The organism is Paraburkholderia sp. BGA-UO-ETr-F21 (assembly GCF_059567925.1).
In genome coordinates this window covers 46,120-64,216 of record NZ_JCAQOY010000027.1, presented here as the reverse complement: position 1 = coordinate 64,216, position 18,097 = coordinate 46,120, and the positions used below count along the sequence as shown (strand labels likewise).

At 60.1% G+C, this 18,097-nt stretch carries 19 protein-coding genes; 18 read left to right on the top strand and 1 reads right to left on the bottom strand.

Annotation, left to right across the window (positions count from 1 at the left end):
- Positions 1 to 161: 161 nt before the first annotated feature.
- From AC57B1_RS15985 to AC57B1_RS15955, 7 genes are all read left to right on the top strand, one after another.
- The gene (locus tag AC57B1_RS15985; protein WP_496417975.1) at positions 162 to 1,475 is read left to right on the top strand and encodes a hypothetical protein; all 1,314 of its coding nucleotides are present in this window, start codon (positions 162 to 164) and stop codon (positions 1,473 to 1,475) included.
- A gap of 11 nt (positions 1,476 to 1,486) precedes the next feature.
- Positions 1,487 to 1,945, top strand: a complete 459-nt coding sequence (locus tag AC57B1_RS15980; RefSeq protein WP_496417974.1) for a hypothetical protein — start codon at positions 1,487 to 1,489, stop codon at positions 1,943 to 1,945.
- 250 nt (positions 1,946 to 2,195) lie between these two features.
- Entirely contained in the window at positions 2,196 to 2,435 is a 240-nt protein-coding gene (locus AC57B1_RS15975; protein WP_183802437.1) for a DUF3717 domain-containing protein, read from the top strand.
- Positions 2,436 to 2,563: 128 nt separating this feature from the next.
- Positions 2,564 to 3,583: a P-loop NTPase family protein gene (locus AC57B1_RS15970; protein ID WP_496417973.1), complete on the top strand. Its 1,020-nt coding sequence runs from the start codon at positions 2,564 to 2,566 to the stop codon at positions 3,581 to 3,583.
- A gap of 110 nt (positions 3,584 to 3,693) precedes the next feature.
- Positions 3,694 to 4,644 (top strand): hypothetical protein, encoded by a 951-nt coding sequence (locus AC57B1_RS15965; protein WP_496417972.1) that lies wholly within the window; start codon positions 3,694 to 3,696, stop codon positions 4,642 to 4,644.
- A 7-nt stretch (positions 4,645 to 4,651) separates the two neighbouring features.
- Positions 4,652 to 5,935, top strand: coding sequence for a vWA domain-containing protein (locus AC57B1_RS15960; protein ID WP_496417971.1), 1,284 nt, complete (start codon positions 4,652 to 4,654; stop codon positions 5,933 to 5,935).
- 345 nt (positions 5,936 to 6,280) lie between these two features.
- Entirely contained in the window at positions 6,281 to 6,481 is a 201-nt protein-coding gene (locus AC57B1_RS15955; protein WP_496417970.1) for a hypothetical protein, read from the top strand.
- A 9-nt stretch (positions 6,482 to 6,490) separates the two neighbouring features.
- Here the strand turns inward: AC57B1_RS15955 and AC57B1_RS15950 are convergent, their stop codons facing one another.
- On the bottom strand, positions 6,491 to 6,955 hold the full coding sequence (locus tag AC57B1_RS15950; RefSeq protein ID WP_496417969.1) for a hypothetical protein: 465 nt from the start codon (positions 6,953 to 6,955) through the stop codon (positions 6,491 to 6,493).
- 256 nt (positions 6,956 to 7,211) lie between these two features.
- Between AC57B1_RS15950 and AC57B1_RS15945 the strand changes: the two genes are divergently transcribed.
- The 11 genes from AC57B1_RS15945 (at position 7,212) to AC57B1_RS15895 (ending at position 17,825) form a co-directional block, all read left to right on the top strand.
- Entirely contained in the window at positions 7,212 to 8,261 is a 1,050-nt protein-coding gene (locus tag AC57B1_RS15945; protein WP_496417968.1) for a TadA family conjugal transfer-associated ATPase, read from the top strand.
- Between the two features lie 17 nt (positions 8,262 to 8,278).
- Positions 8,279 to 8,659, top strand: a complete 381-nt coding sequence (locus tag AC57B1_RS15940) for a TrbC/VirB2 family protein (protein ID WP_183802420.1) — start codon at positions 8,279 to 8,281, stop codon at positions 8,657 to 8,659.
- Positions 8,652 to 8,963 carry a VirB3 family type IV secretion system protein gene (locus AC57B1_RS15935; RefSeq protein ID WP_183802417.1) on the top strand — a complete coding sequence of 104 codons (312 nt, stop codon included), beginning with the start codon at positions 8,652 to 8,654 and terminating at the stop codon, positions 8,961 to 8,963. Before AC57B1_RS15940 ends, AC57B1_RS15935 begins: the two co-directional genes overlap by 8 nt.
- Entirely contained in the window at positions 8,957 to 11,416 is a 2,460-nt protein-coding gene (locus AC57B1_RS15930) for a VirB4 family type IV secretion system protein (protein ID WP_183802409.1), read from the top strand. Before AC57B1_RS15935 ends, AC57B1_RS15930 begins: the two co-directional genes overlap by 7 nt.
- A 21-nt stretch (positions 11,417 to 11,437) precedes the next feature.
- The gene (locus AC57B1_RS15925; RefSeq protein WP_183802406.1) at positions 11,438 to 12,172 is read left to right on the top strand and encodes a TrbJ/VirB5 family protein; all 735 of its coding nucleotides are present in this window, start codon (positions 11,438 to 11,440) and stop codon (positions 12,170 to 12,172) included.
- Positions 12,173 to 12,256: 84 nt separating this feature from the next.
- Entirely contained in the window at positions 12,257 to 13,204 is a 948-nt protein-coding gene (locus tag AC57B1_RS15920; protein WP_496417967.1) for a type IV secretion system protein, read from the top strand.
- Positions 13,201 to 14,589 (top strand): TraI domain-containing protein, encoded by a 1,389-nt coding sequence (locus AC57B1_RS15915; protein ID WP_183802403.1) that lies wholly within the window; start codon positions 13,201 to 13,203, stop codon positions 14,587 to 14,589. Before AC57B1_RS15920 ends, AC57B1_RS15915 begins: the two co-directional genes overlap by 4 nt.
- Positions 14,589 to 16,460, top strand: a complete 1,872-nt coding sequence (traD, locus tag AC57B1_RS15910) for a conjugative transfer system coupling protein TraD (protein ID WP_496418024.1) — start codon at positions 14,589 to 14,591, stop codon at positions 16,458 to 16,460. The genes AC57B1_RS15915 and traD overlap by 1 nt, the downstream gene beginning before the upstream one ends.
- Positions 16,461 to 16,470: 10 nt before the next feature.
- A complete protein-coding gene (locus AC57B1_RS15905; protein ID WP_183802400.1) occupies positions 16,471 to 16,989 on the top strand; it encodes a hypothetical protein in 519 nt (172 codons plus the stop codon).
- The gene (locus AC57B1_RS15900) at positions 16,946 to 17,230 is read left to right on the top strand and encodes a hypothetical protein (RefSeq protein WP_183802397.1); all 285 of its coding nucleotides are present in this window, start codon (positions 16,946 to 16,948) and stop codon (positions 17,228 to 17,230) included. The genes AC57B1_RS15905 and AC57B1_RS15900 overlap by 44 nt, the downstream gene beginning before the upstream one ends.
- A complete protein-coding gene (locus AC57B1_RS15895; RefSeq protein WP_183802394.1) occupies positions 17,220 to 17,825 on the top strand; it encodes an IncC plasmid conjugative DNA transfer DtrJ family protein in 606 nt (201 codons plus the stop codon). The genes AC57B1_RS15900 and AC57B1_RS15895 overlap by 11 nt, the downstream gene beginning before the upstream one ends.
- Positions 17,826 to 18,097 lie beyond the last annotated feature (272 nt).

The window sequence follows — 18,097 nt, the reverse complement described above, 5'->3', positions numbered from 1 at the left end:
CAACCCTCGCGGGAGTGCTCGCGCTGTTTGGCAACGAACGCGTTGAGACGACCGAAACGGCCCAGATTTCGCTGGAAGGCGATGCCTGCATCGCAAGCGTGACGCGCTACAACGGGAAGCTCGCGCTTCGCCATCCTGGTACCGCCGCCGAGGTCGTCGCGTTGCTGTTCCGCGAGGTTCGTGTGCAGTGGCTGTCCGAATACGGTCTGGACCCCAAGCCCTGGCAAGTCCGCCCAGGGCATTGGGACGAACTGTTCGGCCTGTTCGAGCTTCCGCGCGCACCGGAGCGCTTCCTGTCCAGCGGTCAGATCGACGCAGAAAGGGCTGCGGCCCGCGATGCCCGCCAATTCTTTAACCTTTCCTCGTTGTTCAATAGCGCAGCCGTCGAATGCTTCGGTTTCGGTGCCGGCGGCCCGTCCGCACCTGGAGGTGGCGTCAACGGCAGGCATGAGGTGCATGTCGCTTACGCGTTGTTGCGGAATGAGACTGTGCCCGATGCTGTTCTCGATGACTATCGCAAGATGGAGCGCGCTTTTCGTTACGATCTTGAATGGGCAGAGCCGTTGCTCAACGTCGTTGAACTGCGTGGACGGCTCCCTGCGGAAAAACACCGCTGGGTTGCCTCCGTCATGCGACATGCGAAACAGCCGATCACGGCGGATAACGTCGACGCGATCGTAGCTGCTGTCAGTGATGTGCCGGCCGCGTGCGGCTACGTCGACGTGGACGATGCACTCTTCGAGGCGGGCATCGTACCCGCTGACGCATTGCCGCCGATGTTCAGCGAGCCAGTATCGCTGGGCACACCCGTGAACGCATTTGCCGAACGCCTGCGCCAGATTCTGGCCGACTCGCGTCGTGACAAATCGCTGGATCGGGCAGACATGGAACGCACGCAAGGGCGCACAACAGCGCGTAGGTACAAGCTGGAGCGCGAGATGGCGCTGCTTTCGCACGGTCGTGAGACCTTCGAATGGGCAAACAGGATGGCGCTAGCGTTCGAGCGACGCGACCTGTCGCAGTTGCTCGATGTGCTCGATAGTCCAGACACGCGTAACCGCAGCAGCAAACGCGTCGTGGAGGAACACTACGGCATCAAGCTGCGTGGCTTGAACGCCAAAAGCCGTCGCCGTGCGATCTTCAACCTGTGTGGTATGGACGAAGCTGCGCAGGTAGCGTGGGAAGCGGCTGACGCTGAACGCAGGGCGGCTGCGCGTAAAGCAGAGGACGCGAAGCATGCGAAGGAAGTCGCTCAACGTGCGCAGTATCAACGGCCCGATGGCATCGTCATTGATGGCGCGGCGCACGTTGAAACAGCGATCGAGGAAGGCTTTCGCGAGATTCGCGACTGGCGTAAAGGAGCGAGCAGGCAATATGCGCTCGTGAATGTGGAACTTGGGCAAGCGCGAACGCTCCGTGCGAAGGATGGCACGCTGGACTACGCACGCGCGATGCTCGAACGGCTTGCAGCCTGAGGGAGATAGTTATGCGATTCGACCGTTATCCCCGCCACGAGAGCTATCGCTGGACTTCGCGCATGGAAGCATTGCATCTGCACCGGCAGGAACGCGCCACGGAGAAAATCGCTCAGGCGTATCCGCTGTTTGCCGATCAGATCGCAGCGCCACAAGCGTTGTCGGTCGACGAGGAGAAGGCACGCCGGGAGCGCATGTATGACCGCAGCGAGCAGCGCATGCGTGATCTTATCGCTGGCCAGTGGCGTAGCCTGCGACGCGAATACTTTGCGTGCCCGGTCGAAGTACGTGAGCGGACCATGAGCGAATGGAAGGGATGGCGCGGGCCGGCCAACCCGGTGTGCTTCTCCTACGTGCTTGAAAAGCATAACGGTGTGGGCGCCGAGAAATCGCGAAGATTCCGCGAGCGCGAGTTAGCCATGCTTTCGCGAATCGACAGTGCACGTCGCGCACAAACTTCGCTGCTCTGACAGGGCAGTTTTTTTAACCTCGGACCGGCGCTTTTGCGCCGGTTTTTTTTCGCCCGCAACTTGACACGCCCGATTCTAAGCTGGGTAGTTTTGCGCATGATTCTGACATGCTGCGATGGAGCGCCGGCATAGACTAGCAATATCAACCGCGTCTCTGACGCATCGAACCGCCGGCTTCCGGCAACAAGTCTGCCCTGGGGGACGTCCTCCTTTTACGGGCGACACCGGGGTGCCACGCAATGAGGACCCCATGATTCAACAGTCCAATTCTCAAGGTGTGCATGTCTCGATCGCCCAGATCGAAGACGCTATCAACGTATGGCGCAACCGCAATCCGTCCATGTTTGAAACGGACGTATTGGTGCTGTGTGCCGAAGCTCGCTGTCTGGCCAACCTGTACGGCGAGATGATCTTCACGCGCGAAGCAACCATTTCGCGCGATACGCTGACGCAAGCACAACTGGCCGCATTGACCGGCGCGCACGTGTAACGCACAACTGCTTTTTACCGCGTCAATCGACGCATCGAACGGCCGCATAAGCGGCAACTCAACTCGCCCCATCGGGACCACGTCCCCTGGGGCGTTGTCTCGTGGGGCTTTTCCTTTTCAGGTACCCCATGAAAGTCAATCCCGAGCAACTCCTTGCGCTGCTTTGTGCCTTTATCCCTCAACGTCTTCCGGTGCTGATCACCGGCCCGGCGGGCGTGGGCAAGAGCGATATCGTCGACCAGGCTGCGAAAGCGACTGGCCACGATCTGCTCATCAGTCATCCCGTTGTTGAAGACCCGACAGACTCCAAAGGTCTGCCGTTTCCGAAAGGGGATATCGCCCAGTTTCTTCCATTTGGTGACCTCGAACGGGCGCTGAATGCGAAGACGCCGCTGCTCTGGTTCCTCGACGATCTGGGGCAGGCCTCGCCGGCCGTGCAGGCGGCAAAGATGCAACTGCTGCTTGCGCGTCGTATTGGCGAGCACGTGCTGCCCGACTGCGTCACGTTCGTCGCGGCCACCAACCGGCGCGGCGACAACGCCGGCGTGACGGGGATTCTCGATCCCGTCATTTCGCGTTTTGCGACAGTGGTGGAGCTGGAGCCGACGATCGTCGCATGGACCGCGTGGGCTGTTAGCCATAACGTGCCCACGGAACTGATTTCATTCCTGCGTTTCCGGCCGGATCTGCTGTATGTGCAGAAAAAGTCGCGCGACATCGAAAACTCGGCAAGCCCCCGCACGTGGGGGTTCGTCGCGAAAACGATGGGTGTGGTGCCGAAAGAGCTTGAGCTGATCTCGTATGCCGGATCGGTTGGTGAGGGGGCTGCCAGCGAACTGATGGCCTTCCTGGGCATCTTTCGTCAGCTGCCGTCGCCCGACGCTATCCTGCTCTCGCCTGACACGGCTCCGATCCCTGAAACGCCGGCTGCGCTCTGTGCAATCAGCACAGCGCTGGCCGCCCATTCCACCGAAGCCAACTTCGATCGTGTCGTGACGTATCACGACAGACTGTTCGATGCAGGCCACCGTGAGTACGCGGCGTTGCTTGGCCGTGACGCAATTCGGCGCAAGCCGGAGTTGCAGAACACCCACGCATTCATTCGCGCGCAGGCTGGCCCGCTCGGTCAGATCATCCGCGGCCAGTAAGCCTGCTCTTCCTTTTTTCGCTGTTTTTTCTGCTGCCACGGCCCGCCACGCGCGGCCCGTGGCTTTTTACTTTCTGCTGAATCCATTCCCTATCTTTCCTGGAGCTTTCCATGAACATCACCGAACTGAAGTCCAAGGTCATGCTGTCGTCGGTCACCGTATCTGCCTGGCAGGGTCGTCGCTTTGACCTGAAGGCAACCGAAGCCGTCGAGGCGAAGCATCAGACCAAGGGAATCGGACGCTTCAACAAGCGTCTGTTGCCGGAGCATGCGCCGAGTTATCACGAGGTTATCTCGATCGGCAATCGCATCCGTACCTACTATTACGCTCACACACTGCAGTACGAGCAACTCGGCGTGCGTCTGTTGCCGACAATGATCTACATGGACGTCGCCGACCAGTTGCGCAGAATGAAAGACGAGTTCGAGCTGGCCGTCTCGGTTTTCCTGACGGATTATCTGGACCTGAAGGAAAAGGCACGCGAAGAGCAGAAGGACCTGTACAACGAGGCGGACTATCCGACACTCGCCGCGATGTCCGGCAAATTCGCTGTCAGGCTTGCGGTGCTGCCGTTCCCGGACGCCAGCCAGTTCGGCGTCGATCTGCCGCCCGATGTGCTGACCGATCTGCGCACGGAGATCGATCAGCACGTGCTCTCCTCGATTTCGACGGCGAACAATGATCTGGTTGGCCGTCTGTTCGAAGCGGTGTCGAAGCTTGCTGATCGGCTCTACGGTGCTACCAATGTTCGTCTGGACGTGACGAACAACGTACGCGAACTGTGCGATCTGTTGCCGAAGCTCAACTTCTCGAACGATCCGAAGCTTAATCACATCCTTGAGCAGGCCAGGCGTCATCTGGCTGTGCACACGGGTGCGGATCTGAAGGAGTCGAATCTGCTGCGCTCACAGGTCGCTGCCAAGGCCTCGGAAATCGAGGGGCTGATGGCGGCATTCATGGGCACGATGCCGGAGCCGATGGTTGATCGTGAGGCGGGACTTGCGCCGGCCGGGTCGATCGTCCAGCCGGAGCCGACGCCTCTGTTGCGCCTCGTAGCCTGAGGTGGCCATGGACCCGCGAATCTCGAAACAGCGCACGGCACTCGTACTCGATCAGCCGTTTTTCGGTGTGCTCGCGCTTCGGCTGAAGGTGGTCGAGGATCCGTCGTGCAAGACGTTCTGGACGGACGGGAAATCGCTGGGCTACAACCCGGCGTACCTCGGCGGCCTGAACGATCTGCAGACGCGTGGCGTGCTGGCGCATGAAATTCTGCACGTGGCCAATGGCCACTGCTGGCGCCAGGGCGATCGCGATCCGAAGCTCTGGAACGACGCGTGTGATTACGCGATCAATCCTATCGTGATCGATGCCGGCATGCTGCTACCCAAGGGCGTGCTGGTTGACGCGCGCTTCAAGGGCAAGTCGGCCGAAGAGATCTACGGCATCCTCGCGCAGGAGAAGCGGCAGAAGGAGAAGCAGCAGGGTAAGGGCAGGCAGGACGGTGGCAAACCGGATGCACAGTCTGGGCAGCAGCCGGCGCAATCGCCGAAGCAGCAGCCTGACGGTACGCCCGGCGATGGTAGTCAGCCGCAGTCCTCAAACGCGAACGGCGCGAACACTCCGTCCGCCAATCCCGAACCCGGCGCAACGCCTGACACCGTTCCCTCCTGTGGCGAGGTCCGCCAGTACACCGGCGACGACAAGCCCCTGAAGGAAGCGGACTGGAAGGTTGCCGTGCTGCAGGCTGCGAAAGCCGCAAAAATGCGCGGCGCGCTGCCCGGTGCTCTGGAAGCGATGGCCACGGACGCCGTAGAGCCTGTTGTCGACTGGCGGCCGATCCTGCATCGTTTCGCGCAGGAATCGTCGCCGACTGACTACAGCTTTGCGATGCCGAATCGTCGCTACCTGCACATGGGCCTGTATCTGCCCTCGTTGAACGAGCCAGCCGTTGGCGATGCCGTATTCGTTCGCGACTCAAGCGGATCCGTTTGGGATGACACGCAGGCGCAATTTGCTGCGGAAATCATCGCAGTGAATGCCGGTGTGCAACCGCGACGGCTAATCGTCATGGACTGCAACACACGCGTGACGCAGGTGCAGATCTTCGAGCGCGGCGACGCGGTCGAGTTCGATTTGCTGCCGGTGCGCGGCGGTGGTGGCACCTCGTTTGTGGAGCCGTTCGAGCGGCTCGCGAAAGAGGGTATCCGTCCCGCATTCCTGGTTTATCTCACCGACATGGACGGACCGTTTCCCGAGGAGGCGCCAGATTATCCGGTGCTGTGGGCGTCGACGACGCCGCTGAGGCGGGCGAGGAAGGCACCATTCGGCGAGATGGTCGAAGTCATCTGCTAGCGGACGATGCTGTCCACTTTCCTAACCAGAACCCCGGCCGACCGCCGGGGTTTTTTTTCGAAAAATGGATTTCACGGTTTCACGGCCCCGACCGACCCGTTCTTTCTCTCATGGCTCCAGATTGGTCAGTAATATCAACGGCTTATATTGCGATGTCTCGCGGAATTCAGTATGGAAGGCCGCGAAGGGCCATGATCCGGATCACGGGCCTATTGCGGGTTTTGAAAAAAACTTACCGGAATGCGCTTCTGTATCGCGCATCGTTGCGAAAGAAGCATCAATTTCCGAGCCTGTGGCATGGCGACGTGAACCGCAGCTTGTTGCAAGGCCATCACGTAGACCACCATGATTTTTATTGGTTTTCAGTCAGAAAGCTCGCGATTCTCGCTGCACCGACGGGTCGCGCCGGCGAGAGACAGTCCGGACGACATCCTGGCCACCGGTAATTTTCCCTTCAGGAAACCGCAGGTTTATCGTCAATGCGCGTTGGTGAAATATAGCGGCATGCCCGACGGGCACCTCATCGTCGTTGCCAAAGGGGCATAAGTTCGACGGCTATGCGCGCTTGCTCGCTGCCTCGCCGAACGGTTCTCCCGCGCGAAAGCGGTCGAGCCGGTCACTCGCGTCAGCGACGGCAGCGAGCGGAGCGCGACGCAACTGGTAGTCGTGGGTCGAGACAATGGTCGCAAACTGCTCGAACCCGTCTTCGTCCAGTGACCACACGCCGTGGTCCCGGCCGCGGTCAAACGCGTCCGTGATCGCTGTCTCGGCATCACGCATCTGCTCAAATGTCGCTTCGCCGTATCCGGCCTCGGCAAGCAGACCCGTCAGTATCATTGCCTGACAGAGCGTCTGGGCGGCATTCACGTTGCCCATCGCGAGGCGCATTGCGTCGAGTGCGATGTGCACCTGCAGGGCAAGTCGTTCGGCTTCAGGCCGTGGCATGGGCAACAGCAGGGTCTTCTTTTGACGTGCGCGCGCCGCATTGGCGCTGCGGGCGAACGGAATCGGTCTGGTCATCGGTGTGTATGCATCGTGTAAAGCGTCGCGGCAGAATCCTACACCACGGCAGTTAGGGTGCCGGAACCCGGAAAGCTAGCGTTTTTTCTGTAGCTTTCCGCGTTAGCAGCCTGATCCGGATCACGCGACCCGATGGGGCGTAGCAAAGTTGCTTTACATATTCAGACAGTCCCGCCTATCAGATACCGGCGAAAGCTCCTCGATTTGATCGTTCTTTCGGTCTGCTACAGGACGGCGCAGACTTAAAAATAGCAGCATGTCTGAAGCTACCGAAAATCCCCTGCTCAAGGTGCGCCCGCTCGAAGAGAGCGCGGTGCAGATGTTCTTTGCGTCTGTCGCTCCGTTGCGTGAATTCTTTGAAGCCAACGATGTCGCCGAAATCATGGTGAACAATTTCGACAACATCTGGGTCGAGCGGCGCGGCCAAATGCATCGCCTCGATCTGACGCTAAACCAGGCGACGCTGAACGGCGCGATTCTTTCGCTCGCCTCTTCGGTCGAGAAGTCGGCGAAGGCGGGCACCGCACAAGGGATTATCAACGCCGGCCACAAGGGGCTGCGTATCGCGGCCGTCATGCGCCCCACCGCGATCGACGGCCACGCACTGTCGATCCGCAAGCACAGCGACAAGCAGCTGAGTCTGCCCGATTACGTCGCCATGGGTGCTTTCTCGCGAGTGAACGCACGGCATGAGCACAACGACGAGAAGCTGTTTTACCCAGGCATCGAAAACGAAGCGCTGATGGATGCAGTCAGCGAGTTGATCGTTCGCCGCAAGAATGTGCTTGTGGCAGGCGGAACATCGACGGGTAAGACGACATTCCTGAACGCGCTCGCCGCGCGGATGCCACCGGATCAGCGCGTTATCACGATCGAAGACACGATGGAGCTGAAGCTACGCGTGCCCAATCTCGTGCGCTTCCTCTCGAACCCGGACAAGGGCGTCACAACACAGGCGCTCGTCGCGCTTTGTCTGCGCTTCCGGCCTGACCGGATCATCGTCGGCGAAGTGCGTAGCGGCGAGGCGTTCGACTTCATCCAGGCACTGAGTACTGGCCACGACGGGGGGCTGGGCTCGATTCACTCCAACAACGCGCGTGGCGGTCTGAGCCGTCTTGAAAGCCTCGCCATGCTGGGCATACCTCCTGGCAGCCGGTGGGACCTTGCCGATATGCGCAAGGCCATCGCCGACTGCTTCCACTACGTCATCCATCTGCGCCGCACCGGCGAGTTGCGGCACGTTTCCGAGATCGTCGAGATCAAGGAGTTCAAGGATGGGGACTATGTCCTCAACCGCGTTTTTTAATTTACAGGAGCTGTTCCATGAAGAAGTCCCTCAAGTCGGCGAAGTCGCGTCTGCGAGCCCTGTCGGTCGCAGCGTATCAACGCTTTCTGAGCCGTCGCGAGATCCAATCGACCATCGTCGCCGCCAGCCTTGCATTTTTCACGCCGTTCGCATCGGCTGTGAGCCTGAGCGATCTGGGCGCAGCAAGCGACGTCATCTGTCTGATCCAGGCCTACATCAGCGGACCATGGCTGTACGGCATCGGCATCGTGCTGATCATCGTTGGCGCGGTCGCGATCGCCAGTTCGGAAAGCACGATCGGCAAGCTGATCTCGTCGGTGCTGGTCGGCCTCGGTCTCGCTGCGTGCGCCGTGAACATCGTGAAGAATCACCTTGGTATCTCGTACACCTGTGCGTAACCAGACCAAAGTCAGCCGGGGCTTGTCGCTTCCGCGCCAGATGGGTGGCGCGGATCGCGGGCTGGCCATCGCAAACGGAACGCTTACGTTGCTGCTCTGCTACTCGAGCACGACGCTGGCGTTTCTCGCCGTAGGTATCGTCATCCACTGGGTGCTGCGCTGGAAAAGCAGCCGCGATCCGTGGTGGCGCGACGTGATGCTCGTCTACAACCACTATCCCGACCTGCACGAGCCGCTGCCGTCCGCGAAGTTTTCCCCGCGATTCAAGCGGCCCTACGGTTTCGATCAGGATCTTCCATGCTGAAAAGAATTGTGCGCCGGCCGGTGCAGGAAATTGCACCGTGGGCAACCATGGTCACGCCCGAACTCGTCCTCGACAAGGACGGTTCGTTACTGACCTGCTTCACATTCGAGGGGGTCGATGCCGACTCGCCGAACGCCGACGACATTTCGTCGATGCGCACGAATCTGGACAACGCGTGCAAGAACTTCGATCACCGCATCACGGCGTGGTGGCGGCTCTCGCATCGACGGGTGCGTGGCGCGATCGACGGCGAGTTCACCGCGGACATCGACGCGTACGTGGACAAGATCAACCGCAACCACGTCAGCAGCGGGAAGTTCTTCCGTAACACGCATTCGCTCTCGCTTGCTTACACGCCAGAAACGGGCATCAACAAGGTGTTCGACAAGGTCGGCTATCACATGACGGTGGGCGGCAAGTCGATGGTGTCGGCGCTGGTCGAGACGGCGAAAGACACGTTCTTCGCCCGCAGCGCGTTTGTTTTCGACTTGCAGCGCATGACGTCCGACATCAAGCGTTTCGAGTCGATTCTCGATGCGTTCAGGGGTGGCATCACGCGCCTGAAGGCGAAGCGGCTGGAATTGCAGATCGCACTCGCGTACCTGCATCAGACGGCCAACCCGTCCGTGCCGCCACGTCGCGTACGCTACCCGGTTACGATGCTCGATACGCATCTGACGGAAAGCACAGTGGTCTACGGTGCCGAACACCTGATGTTCGAGTCGGCGCACGGCGTGCGATACGCCAAGATTGTGGCCGTCAAGGAATGGATGGGTTTCCAGGAAGCGGCGCTCGACGTGCTGTCGGAAGTGGACGCAGAACTCGATATCTGCGTGATGTTCCGCTTTCTGGACACCAGCAAGGCAAAACAGTATATCGACAAGATTCGCAGCTTCTACAAGATCGCCGCGTTCAATCCGTGGGCGATCATCAAAGGGTTTTTCGCCAAGGAAGAGCAGAAAAACGAGAAGGGCCGCATGATGCTTGCGGACGAAGCGGAAGAAGCGCTCGCGAAAATCACGGCAGAGGGACAGCAGTACGGATTCGCCAACGTATCGGTCATTGTCTACGGCAATACTGCGGAAGAGTGCGACGACGCGATGAGCGAAGTGGTTGGCAAGATCGGCAATGCCGGCTTCGGGGTCGTTCTCGAGCGCGACAATCTTGCGGCTGCATGGAACACCACGCTCCCAGGTCGCTGGGACAAGCAGAAGCGGCTGCAATTCGTTGAAACGCCTGCGGTGTCGGATATCGCGCCCGTGCGCAGCGTAGCTGAGGGCAGTACCGTCAACGACTGGCTGACGCAACAGTCCGGCCAGAAGACCGGCCCGCTGACCATGCTCCCGACGCGCCACAAGACGCTGCAGCGTGTGAACCTGCATCGGCCCGGCGGCGCTTCGCACCTGCTCGTGCTCGGGCCGATCGGCATGGGCAAGTCGATCATGCTCAACTTCCTCATGTCACAGACGGGCCGTCACGGCGCGCGGCGCGTGCGCTTTGACAAGGACCGCTCGACACGCATTCCGACCGTACTGGCCGGTGGTCGCTTCATCGATGCGACCGGACGCTTCGAGGCGGCAACGTCGGTTAATCCGCTTTCCCTCCTGGGCGACAAAAAGCATTTCCCCTATGTCGCCGAATGGGTGCAGATGGCGATCGAAGATGATTCGTTCCGTTGCAGCAAGGCAAACGAGCGGGAGATTTTCGAGGCCGTCGTCACGCTCGGCGAAGGTTATGGTCCGGAGTTCTGGACGCTCTCGTTCCTGAACACGATTCTTCCGGCCGAGCTACGGGAGCGCCTCGCTGTCTGGACCAAGGGCGAGAAAAACGGTCGGTTCTTCGATCACGTCGACGACGCCTTCACGCTGTCCGACGACATCTCCATCGAGATGGGCGACCTGTTCAACAACTTCCCGGTGGCCGCCGCTCTCTTCATGGATTACGCCTTCTACCGGATCGCGCAGTGGCTTGACGGCAAGCGCTACACGGTGATCGAAGTCGAGGAGGCGGGATTCTTTTTCCAGAATGAGCGCTTCTACAGGCGCCTGGAAATCTGGGCAGTGACCATCCGGAAGCTGAACGCTACCTTGATGATGGCAACACAATCGCTCGCGCAGGTCGCGCGAATCGCGGACTTCGAAGTGCTGAAGGAAAACATCCCGAACATCATCTATCTGCCCAACCCGGATGCGAAGAACAACCTGCATCTGTACCGCGACAAGTTCGGCCTCACGCTCGACCAGATCGACATGATCGCGCAGGCCGCACCAAACCGCGACTACCTGTGGGTAACGCCGTCCCAGACACGCATGCTTCAGGCGAGCTTCCCGAAGGAAACGCTCGCGGTGCTGCGCTCCGACGGTCGCGCGCAGGCGGTGCTCGACAAGCACTTCGGCTCAGGCTCTGCCAACTGGCGCGAAGGGTATCTCGCCGAAATGATGACACTCGACTGACCCCCAACGGGAAAATCCAACATGAAAAAGATTCTGGCACGTCTTAGCCTGACAGTGGGCATGACACTCTTCGCGTCTCAAGCCGCGCAGGCCCAACTGGCAGTCATCGACCCGTCCAACCTGATCCAGAACACGATCACGGCACTGAAGTCGGTCAAGACCGAGGTCTATCAGGACAGCAACATCGCCTACCAATACCAGATGATGGCCAACCAGCTGCTTCAGGCCGTCAATCTTGACCCGGCCGCGATGAAGGCACAGTACGACCAGATTACAGGCGACATCTCGAAGTACAAGCAACTCGCCGATAACGCGACCAGCCTGTATGGGGATCTCCAGAACGGCAACCAGTGGCTGTCTCACGTTCAGACCATGATCTCGCGTTCGGGGAAATCGAATGCGCAATGGTTCGCCGATATGGGAACGCTCTACACCCAGCGTGACAGCCAGGCCACGCAGTTGATGCAGACAGGCAATAACGTGCTGACACACATCCAGACGCTTGCGCAACGCCGTCAGGATCTGCAATCGCAGATGTCGCTCACCCCGACCGCGCAGGCGACGGCGGAACTGACAACGCATTATCTTGACATCGTGTCGAGCCAGATGAGCGATCTGCTGCAGATGACAGCGGGCAAGGTGCAAAAAGATGCGCAGCAGCAGTCGGTGGATAACGAGGAAGACAAAACCCGGTCGGCGAACGCGAAAGCATTCCTTGACCAACAGGCGGCCGAACGCGCGGCCTATGGCAATTGATGGAATGCTGAGTCAACCATGATGCTTCATAAGCTGAGAAGTCTGACCGTCGTTCTCGTCGCGGTGCTGGTTCCAATCATCGCGTTGCCGGCGTTCGCCGACACTGCCCCGGCGAATGCCGCCAGCGGAACGACGGCCAACCCCTACGTGAGCGCGGGTGAAACTGCCGCCGGTAACATCCGGGCAATCGACAAGATCACGGCGTTGTTTTCATCGGTCATGGATACCGCCGTCGCTGCCTCCCAGAGCATTCAGAGCGAATCCGACAAGTTCGCCAGTGGGCTTGCGGTCATTACCATCGTCCTCGCGGCCGTGAGGTTTGCAGCGACGAAAGACCCGGTTATGGCATGGGTAGCGCTGTTCGAAGAACTCGGGATTCTTGGAATTTTCGCGTCGATATATGTCGGGTTCGCGAGCTGGGCACCGGGCTTCTACAAGTGGTTCGTCTCGCTGGCCAACGACATTGGCGGCGCCAACATGACGAGCTCGCTCAGCATCATGAGCAACGCAGCCGGGCAGGTCTTCGATTCCGCGGTACAGGCATGGTCCGGCATTGGCTTTCACCTCACCATGATTCCCGACATCGTGATCGCGACGATCCCGCTGTTTCTCGCCTGGGCGCTCCTGTCGATTACTTCCATCATATTCGTGTTCTTCATCAACATCGGGCAGTTGCAGTTTGCGGCCGGCGTTGTGATGGGTCAGATCGCGTTCGCTTTGGGCTTTTCGTCGTTCACGCGCGGCTATTTCAAAACGTGGCTGGACTACATGGTAAGTGCGGGCATGTATATCGTGGTCGCTGCGATCCTGATGCGTCTGGTTACGCATAGCATGGTGGACGCGGTGCACGATGCGGCTGCACTGGGCCTGAGTACGTCAGGTGCCGCCGCCCAGGTGTTCGATCTCGCGTTCTTCGTATTCCTCGTCTCCTTCGAGATTCCGAAGATCGCAGGCATGTTTGGCGGTGGCGCAAACGCCAGTGGCGCGGTCATCGGGAAGATCGCGAAGACCGCGACGGCGGGAGTGGTATGACGCTACACGCATCCACGACCAGCGACGCGCTGATGACGCAGCATCAGCGACGCGTCGATCTCATTGCACAGTGCGCCAACGAGGTAAGCAAAGCCGAGTTCGCGCGAAAGTGGTTAAGTGTGCTTCAGTCATGCAGCGCCTGGTTTTCGTCGTTGCCGCTCAGTCCCGAGCTGTATCGGGAGCCAGGTGGTGCCTTCCGTTGCACGGTGGAAACCGCCTTCTATTCGATGCGGCTCGCGGGCGGGCAGAAATTTGGCACCAATCTGCCATCGGAGCAACGCCGGCGCGTCGAGCCACAATACAACTATGCGGTCTTCCTTGCGGCGGTCTGCTCCCGGCTCGATGAGCCATATCGGCATTTTGTCATTCAACGGGACAAGGATCAGCAGGCCTGGAATCCCTCCGTGCATGGCGCGGTGGGGCCGTGGCTTGCCGGTTCCGAATATCGTGTCTCGCGCAGGGCGCAACCGCTCGCGGTCGAGCGGATGCGCACCGGCATGCTGGCGCAGATCCTCGTGGGCTCGGGGCTTCTTTCGGAACTCGATGGCGAGGTGCAATCGGACCTGTTTGGCGCGATCAATCCGAGCATGCAGCCCCTCGGAGCCGAATCGCTCCTTCACAAAGTTGTACGGCAGGGGGTGAGCACCGCGGACGAATTCGATCGCAAGGCGCAGCGTGCGGTGTTCGCGCCGGTGCAGTTCGACGTTCCGTCGGCAGTTCACGTGGCTGCCGAGCTGCAACCGGTGGTTGCGGCTGCGCCAGCCCCGGTACAGCCCGCACAGGCGCCCGCCGCCCCGGCTGGTCCTGCAGGACAATCGGGATTGGCGGGCGCACCGCCAGCTAGTACGCCGGCACCGCAGCCGGTCGGAAACCCGGTAGCCTTGCCAGTAGGCCCGGCGGGCGTCCCGGCCGCTCCGGGCGGAACTCCGCCCCAACCGATCCCTGAACAGGAAGGCGGAGCCTCGAAGGCGTCCCCGCAAACGCTCCACGAGGCGCTGGGAATCCCGAACACCATAACACCCGCGGCCACGTCACCGCCGCAACCCGCCGTCGACCCATCCGCAATGAAAACGCCCTCGCAAGCGGCGGCGGATCGTCGCGACCTGGCGCCGCCGGCGACCTTTGATGAGGTGCTCAAGGGTGTGCCAAATCTCGTGCGCGAGCTGTTCCAGGCATTGCGTGAGGATGTCGCCGCAGGAAAGGCGACAGTCCAGTGGACTGACAAGGGCCTTGTCCTGCCGAAGCGACTCGTCGGCGGCTACGGGGTCAGCAGCAGCACCCTCGTTGAGCACATGCGCAAGCGCAGCCTGATGGTTGCTGACGAAGCGAACCAGATCACGCTCACGCCGCGTGCTGGCCAACTCATTCTCGATCAACCGGCATGATGACTCCGTATATCAATCATTTCCGCCCTGTGTATGAGATTCGGGCTGCGGTCTTCTGGCTCGCCGCGATCGTCATGCTGCCGCTGTCGGGCATGCCCTACGCCTGGGTTTTTGCACTCGTCGGATTGACCTTCCTTCTGGTGCGGTCGATCCAGATCTGGCGCGCGCTCAAATTCCGTATGGCCATTTCCACCAAGTGGCTGACGACCCTGCCAATTCCCAAGCTGCTGCAAATCCAGAAGCGCATGCGCGAAGAAGCGAACTCGATGTACCTCGGCATCGGCTTCGAATGGACGCAGAAGCACTGTCAGATCGCTCACGACATCCTGCGCATGCCAACGACGGATATCCCGGGATTGCCGAAATGGTTGAACAAGACCAGGACAGGCCGCAAGATCGAGGACGCGATCGAAGGGCTGTTCGCGCCCAAGGACAGCATTCGGGACCGCATGCCACAGGGCGCATCATGGATTCATGGCCTGGAGCCAAAAAAAGCGCTGGTGCCTTTCCACTACAAGTCGATGGGCGGCCACACGGCGGTGGGCGGTACTACGGGCTCGGGCAAGACGCGCACGTATGAAGTCATTTCCACGCAGGTCATTCACCTCGGCGACGTACTGATCAATGTCGATCCGAAGAACGACAAGGACTGGAAGCTGCGTGCGGAAAAGGAAGCGGCGCGCACTGGCCGAAAGTTCCTGTATTTCAATCAGGCGAAACCGTCGGAGTCTGTGCGGCTTGAGCCGCTCGACAGCTGGTCGCAGCCGTCCGAAATCCCGGCACGGATCGCCCAGTTGATGGAAGAGGGGCCGTTCCGCGATTTTGCCTATCTGTTTATCAGCCGCTCGGTCAATGGCGAACTGTACATCGGCGACAAGCCAAATCTGCGCTCGATCCTGAAGTACGCGCAGGGCGGTATCGCCCCATTGCTCGAAAAGGCGCTGCGGCGCTTTTTCATGGAGAAGGGGCTGACCGACTGGGAGCAGCAGGTCGCAACTGAAACGACTCGTCAGGGCGCGCGCAATAACGGCGCGACGCTCGTCGACGGCATGATCGGGCTATACAGCGCGCGATTTGCAGCGCAGGAGCTGGGCCACGAAGCGATCGACGGTCTGATTGCAACCCACACGCATGACCGCGAGCACTACATGCGGATCATTGCGTCCGCGTTGCCGTTGCTTCAGATGCTGGCAACGGGCGAAACAGGTCTCATGCTCGCGCCGAAGGTCGATGACTTCGATGACGAGCGCGAGGTATGGACCATCGAGAAGGTTATCCGCCAGAAGGCGATCCTGCATATCGGCCTCGATTCGCTCTCCAACAGCATTGTGGCCAAAGCCATCGCGTCGATGCTGCTGGCCGACGTGTCAGCGGTGTGTGGTTCGATCTACAACTTCTACGAAACACCGCCCGACGTCGTGCTGATCATCGACGAGGTGGCTGAAGCGATCAACGAGCAGGTGATCCAGATCCTCAACAAGGGGCGTGGTGCAGGCTTCAAGGCGTTCGTCGCGTTCCAGACGCGAGCCGACCTGGAGGCGAAGTTTGGAAATGCCGCGAAAATGCTGCAGGTTTTGGGCAATCTGAACAACCAGATCATCCTTAGACTCGAAGACACCGATACAGCGCAATGGTTCTCGGACAAGGTCGGGGAGACTGCCATCCGCAACATTACGATCACTGGCAGTACGAGTACGGGAACCGAAGCGCATATCGGTGAATTTACCGGTGGTGTTTCGCGTTCGCTTCAACTGGAGAAAGCGCCGCTGATTCCAACCCGCCTGATTCACAGTTTGCCCAACCTGCAGTATTTCATGCGCATTTCGGGCGCCGCCGTGTACCAGGGCCGCATTCCAATCCTTCAAGGCTGAAAACCTACGCATGTCTGCCGTATTCAAAAAAATTATTCGCGAACACAAGCTGTCGTCCCGCCTGATTCCCGTTTTCACGCTGGCACCGGAGCTCGAGCTTGCCTGCGCGCGCGTGGCTGACTTCATCGGGGAAAAGTTCATGGGCGAGGCCGAACCGCTCGTCAAGGAGATGCTCGACACTGCAATTGCCGAGTTCAAGCGCACGCGCAAGATAGGCAATCCACACATAGCGTTCATGCAGGGGCTGTTCACTCATGCTCACCGGCTTTATGCGCAACGCTACATCGCACGCGATGGCGAGCGCTACCACGTGTGGCCGACCATGCTCGAACCCGTGACCGAGTTCGAGGCGCGCCACACCGGTCTAACGACCGAAATGGTGGAGGAGCGCTGCCCCGAAATCGTCACGCAGCGCTCAGTTGCCTTCCAGCTTGCCGCGCGTGCACTGACAGGCGAAAACTTCCGGCTCTACTTCGAGGACTACGATGTCGCTCACACCTATCCTGATAGCGAAGCTGTCGAGGGTTGATCTGGATCTGGCGCAGCGCGCGCTATTGACGGCACGTGCGCAGGACGTGATGGATGAATCGCGTCCTGCCGAGTTCACGCGTGGCGCCGGGGCGAGGGCTTACGGGATGGCGCTCTTTGTTTCGCGTCGGCCCATGCACTTTTACCTCGGCATGTTCGGTCTGATCCTTTTCCCGTTGTATATGGTTTCGCGGCTGCTGCCGGTGCTGGTCCAGTGGGGAGCGCACGCCTATGGCCGGTAGTCGCTTCGCCACTCACGTCAAGTGGTGGTTTTTTCTGGTGCCGCTGCTGGCGCTCTTTGTCATGCCTGCGATTCCGGACAGGGCGCTATTTTCCGTTCCGCCTGAAGAGGCGGACTCGGTGCAGGCCGTCGTTGGAGCCGAGCGTGCTGACGAGGTCGTGGTGCTGACCAATGCGCGCTTTCGGCGCTGGTTTGTCGACTCTGGCATCATCCACGCGACTCTCGATGCGTCAGGATCGGGCGAAATCAGTGAGGCAGGCATCTCTGAATTCGCACACGGCTGGGTCCATAATTTCTGGCTTGAGGTCTATCGCATCATCTATCGTGCGAGCGTGATGAAGCTATGGCTGTTCGGCACGTTCGTTTTCTGTGTCGCAGCGTTCGTTGACGGCTCGGTCCGGCGCAAGATCAAGGCGTCCGCGGCCGGTTTCGCCAGCCCGCTCTCGTTTCACCTGGCCGGCCACGGCATCCTGCTCGTATTTGGTGTGGCATTCGCCGTGCTAGCGGCGCCCATCCCTGTTCTCGCGCAATACTGGATAGGCGTCGCCGCCATTCTCGGCGCTCTGCTCTGGAAGGCGTCGTCCTCATTCCAGTAACACTTTTCCCGGAAAGCTCCAGCAAACCATGTAGCTTTCCGGGTTAGCACCGTGAACCGGATCACGCGTCTCCCGCCGACATTCCGGCGTTCCGGATCCCTTCCTTGCCATCTTCAGATCACGTCACGCTCACGGCGGGCGCGTCGCACAACTTTGTGTGCGCGCCAGATCCGCGTCGTGCGGCTATCGACCGCATCAGATCCCTGTCCGTCGCGAAAGCAGAGTGAAATCGACCATGTTTCGGGCGCATTTCACTGTCTGGCGTCGTAACA

What these genes read in the sequence shown, in the direction of transcription:
- AC57B1_RS15980 (WP_496417974.1), top strand. Translation starts at nt 1,487, where the DNA reads ATGCGATTCGACCGTTATCCCCGCCACGAGAGCTATCGCTGGACTTCG.
- AC57B1_RS15975 (WP_183802437.1), top strand. Translation starts at nt 2,196, where the DNA reads ATGATTCAACAGTCCAATTCTCAAGGTGTGCATGTCTCGATCGCCCAG.
- AC57B1_RS15970 (WP_496417973.1), top strand. Translation starts at nt 2,564, where the DNA reads ATGAAAGTCAATCCCGAGCAACTCCTTGCGCTGCTTTGTGCCTTTATC.
- AC57B1_RS15965 (WP_496417972.1), top strand. Translation starts at nt 3,694, where the DNA reads ATGAACATCACCGAACTGAAGTCCAAGGTCATGCTGTCGTCGGTCACC.
- AC57B1_RS15960 (WP_496417971.1), top strand. Translation starts at nt 4,652, where the DNA reads ATGGACCCGCGAATCTCGAAACAGCGCACGGCACTCGTACTCGATCAG.
- AC57B1_RS15955 (WP_496417970.1), top strand. Translation starts at nt 6,281, where the DNA reads ATGATTTTTATTGGTTTTCAGTCAGAAAGCTCGCGATTCTCGCTGCAC.
- AC57B1_RS15950 (WP_496417969.1), bottom strand. Translation starts at nt 6,955, where the DNA reads ATGACCAGACCGATTCCGTTCGCCCGCAGCGCCAATGCGGCGCGCGCA.
- AC57B1_RS15945 (WP_496417968.1), top strand. Translation starts at nt 7,212, where the DNA reads ATGTCTGAAGCTACCGAAAATCCCCTGCTCAAGGTGCGCCCGCTCGAA.
- AC57B1_RS15940 (WP_183802420.1), top strand. Translation starts at nt 8,279, where the DNA reads ATGAAGAAGTCCCTCAAGTCGGCGAAGTCGCGTCTGCGAGCCCTGTCG.
- AC57B1_RS15930 (WP_183802409.1), top strand. Translation starts at nt 8,957, where the DNA reads ATGCTGAAAAGAATTGTGCGCCGGCCGGTGCAGGAAATTGCACCGTGG.
- AC57B1_RS15925 (WP_183802406.1), top strand. Translation starts at nt 11,438, where the DNA reads ATGAAAAAGATTCTGGCACGTCTTAGCCTGACAGTGGGCATGACACTC.
- AC57B1_RS15915 (WP_183802403.1), top strand. Translation starts at nt 13,201, where the DNA reads ATGACGCTACACGCATCCACGACCAGCGACGCGCTGATGACGCAGCAT.
- traD (WP_496418024.1), top strand. Translation starts at nt 14,589, where the DNA reads ATGACTCCGTATATCAATCATTTCCGCCCTGTGTATGAGATTCGGGCT.
- AC57B1_RS15905 (WP_183802400.1), top strand. Translation starts at nt 16,471, where the DNA reads ATGTCTGCCGTATTCAAAAAAATTATTCGCGAACACAAGCTGTCGTCC.
- AC57B1_RS15900 (WP_183802397.1), top strand. Translation starts at nt 16,946, where the DNA reads ATGTCGCTCACACCTATCCTGATAGCGAAGCTGTCGAGGGTTGATCTG.
- AC57B1_RS15895 (WP_183802394.1), top strand. Translation starts at nt 17,220, where the DNA reads ATGGCCGGTAGTCGCTTCGCCACTCACGTCAAGTGGTGGTTTTTTCTG.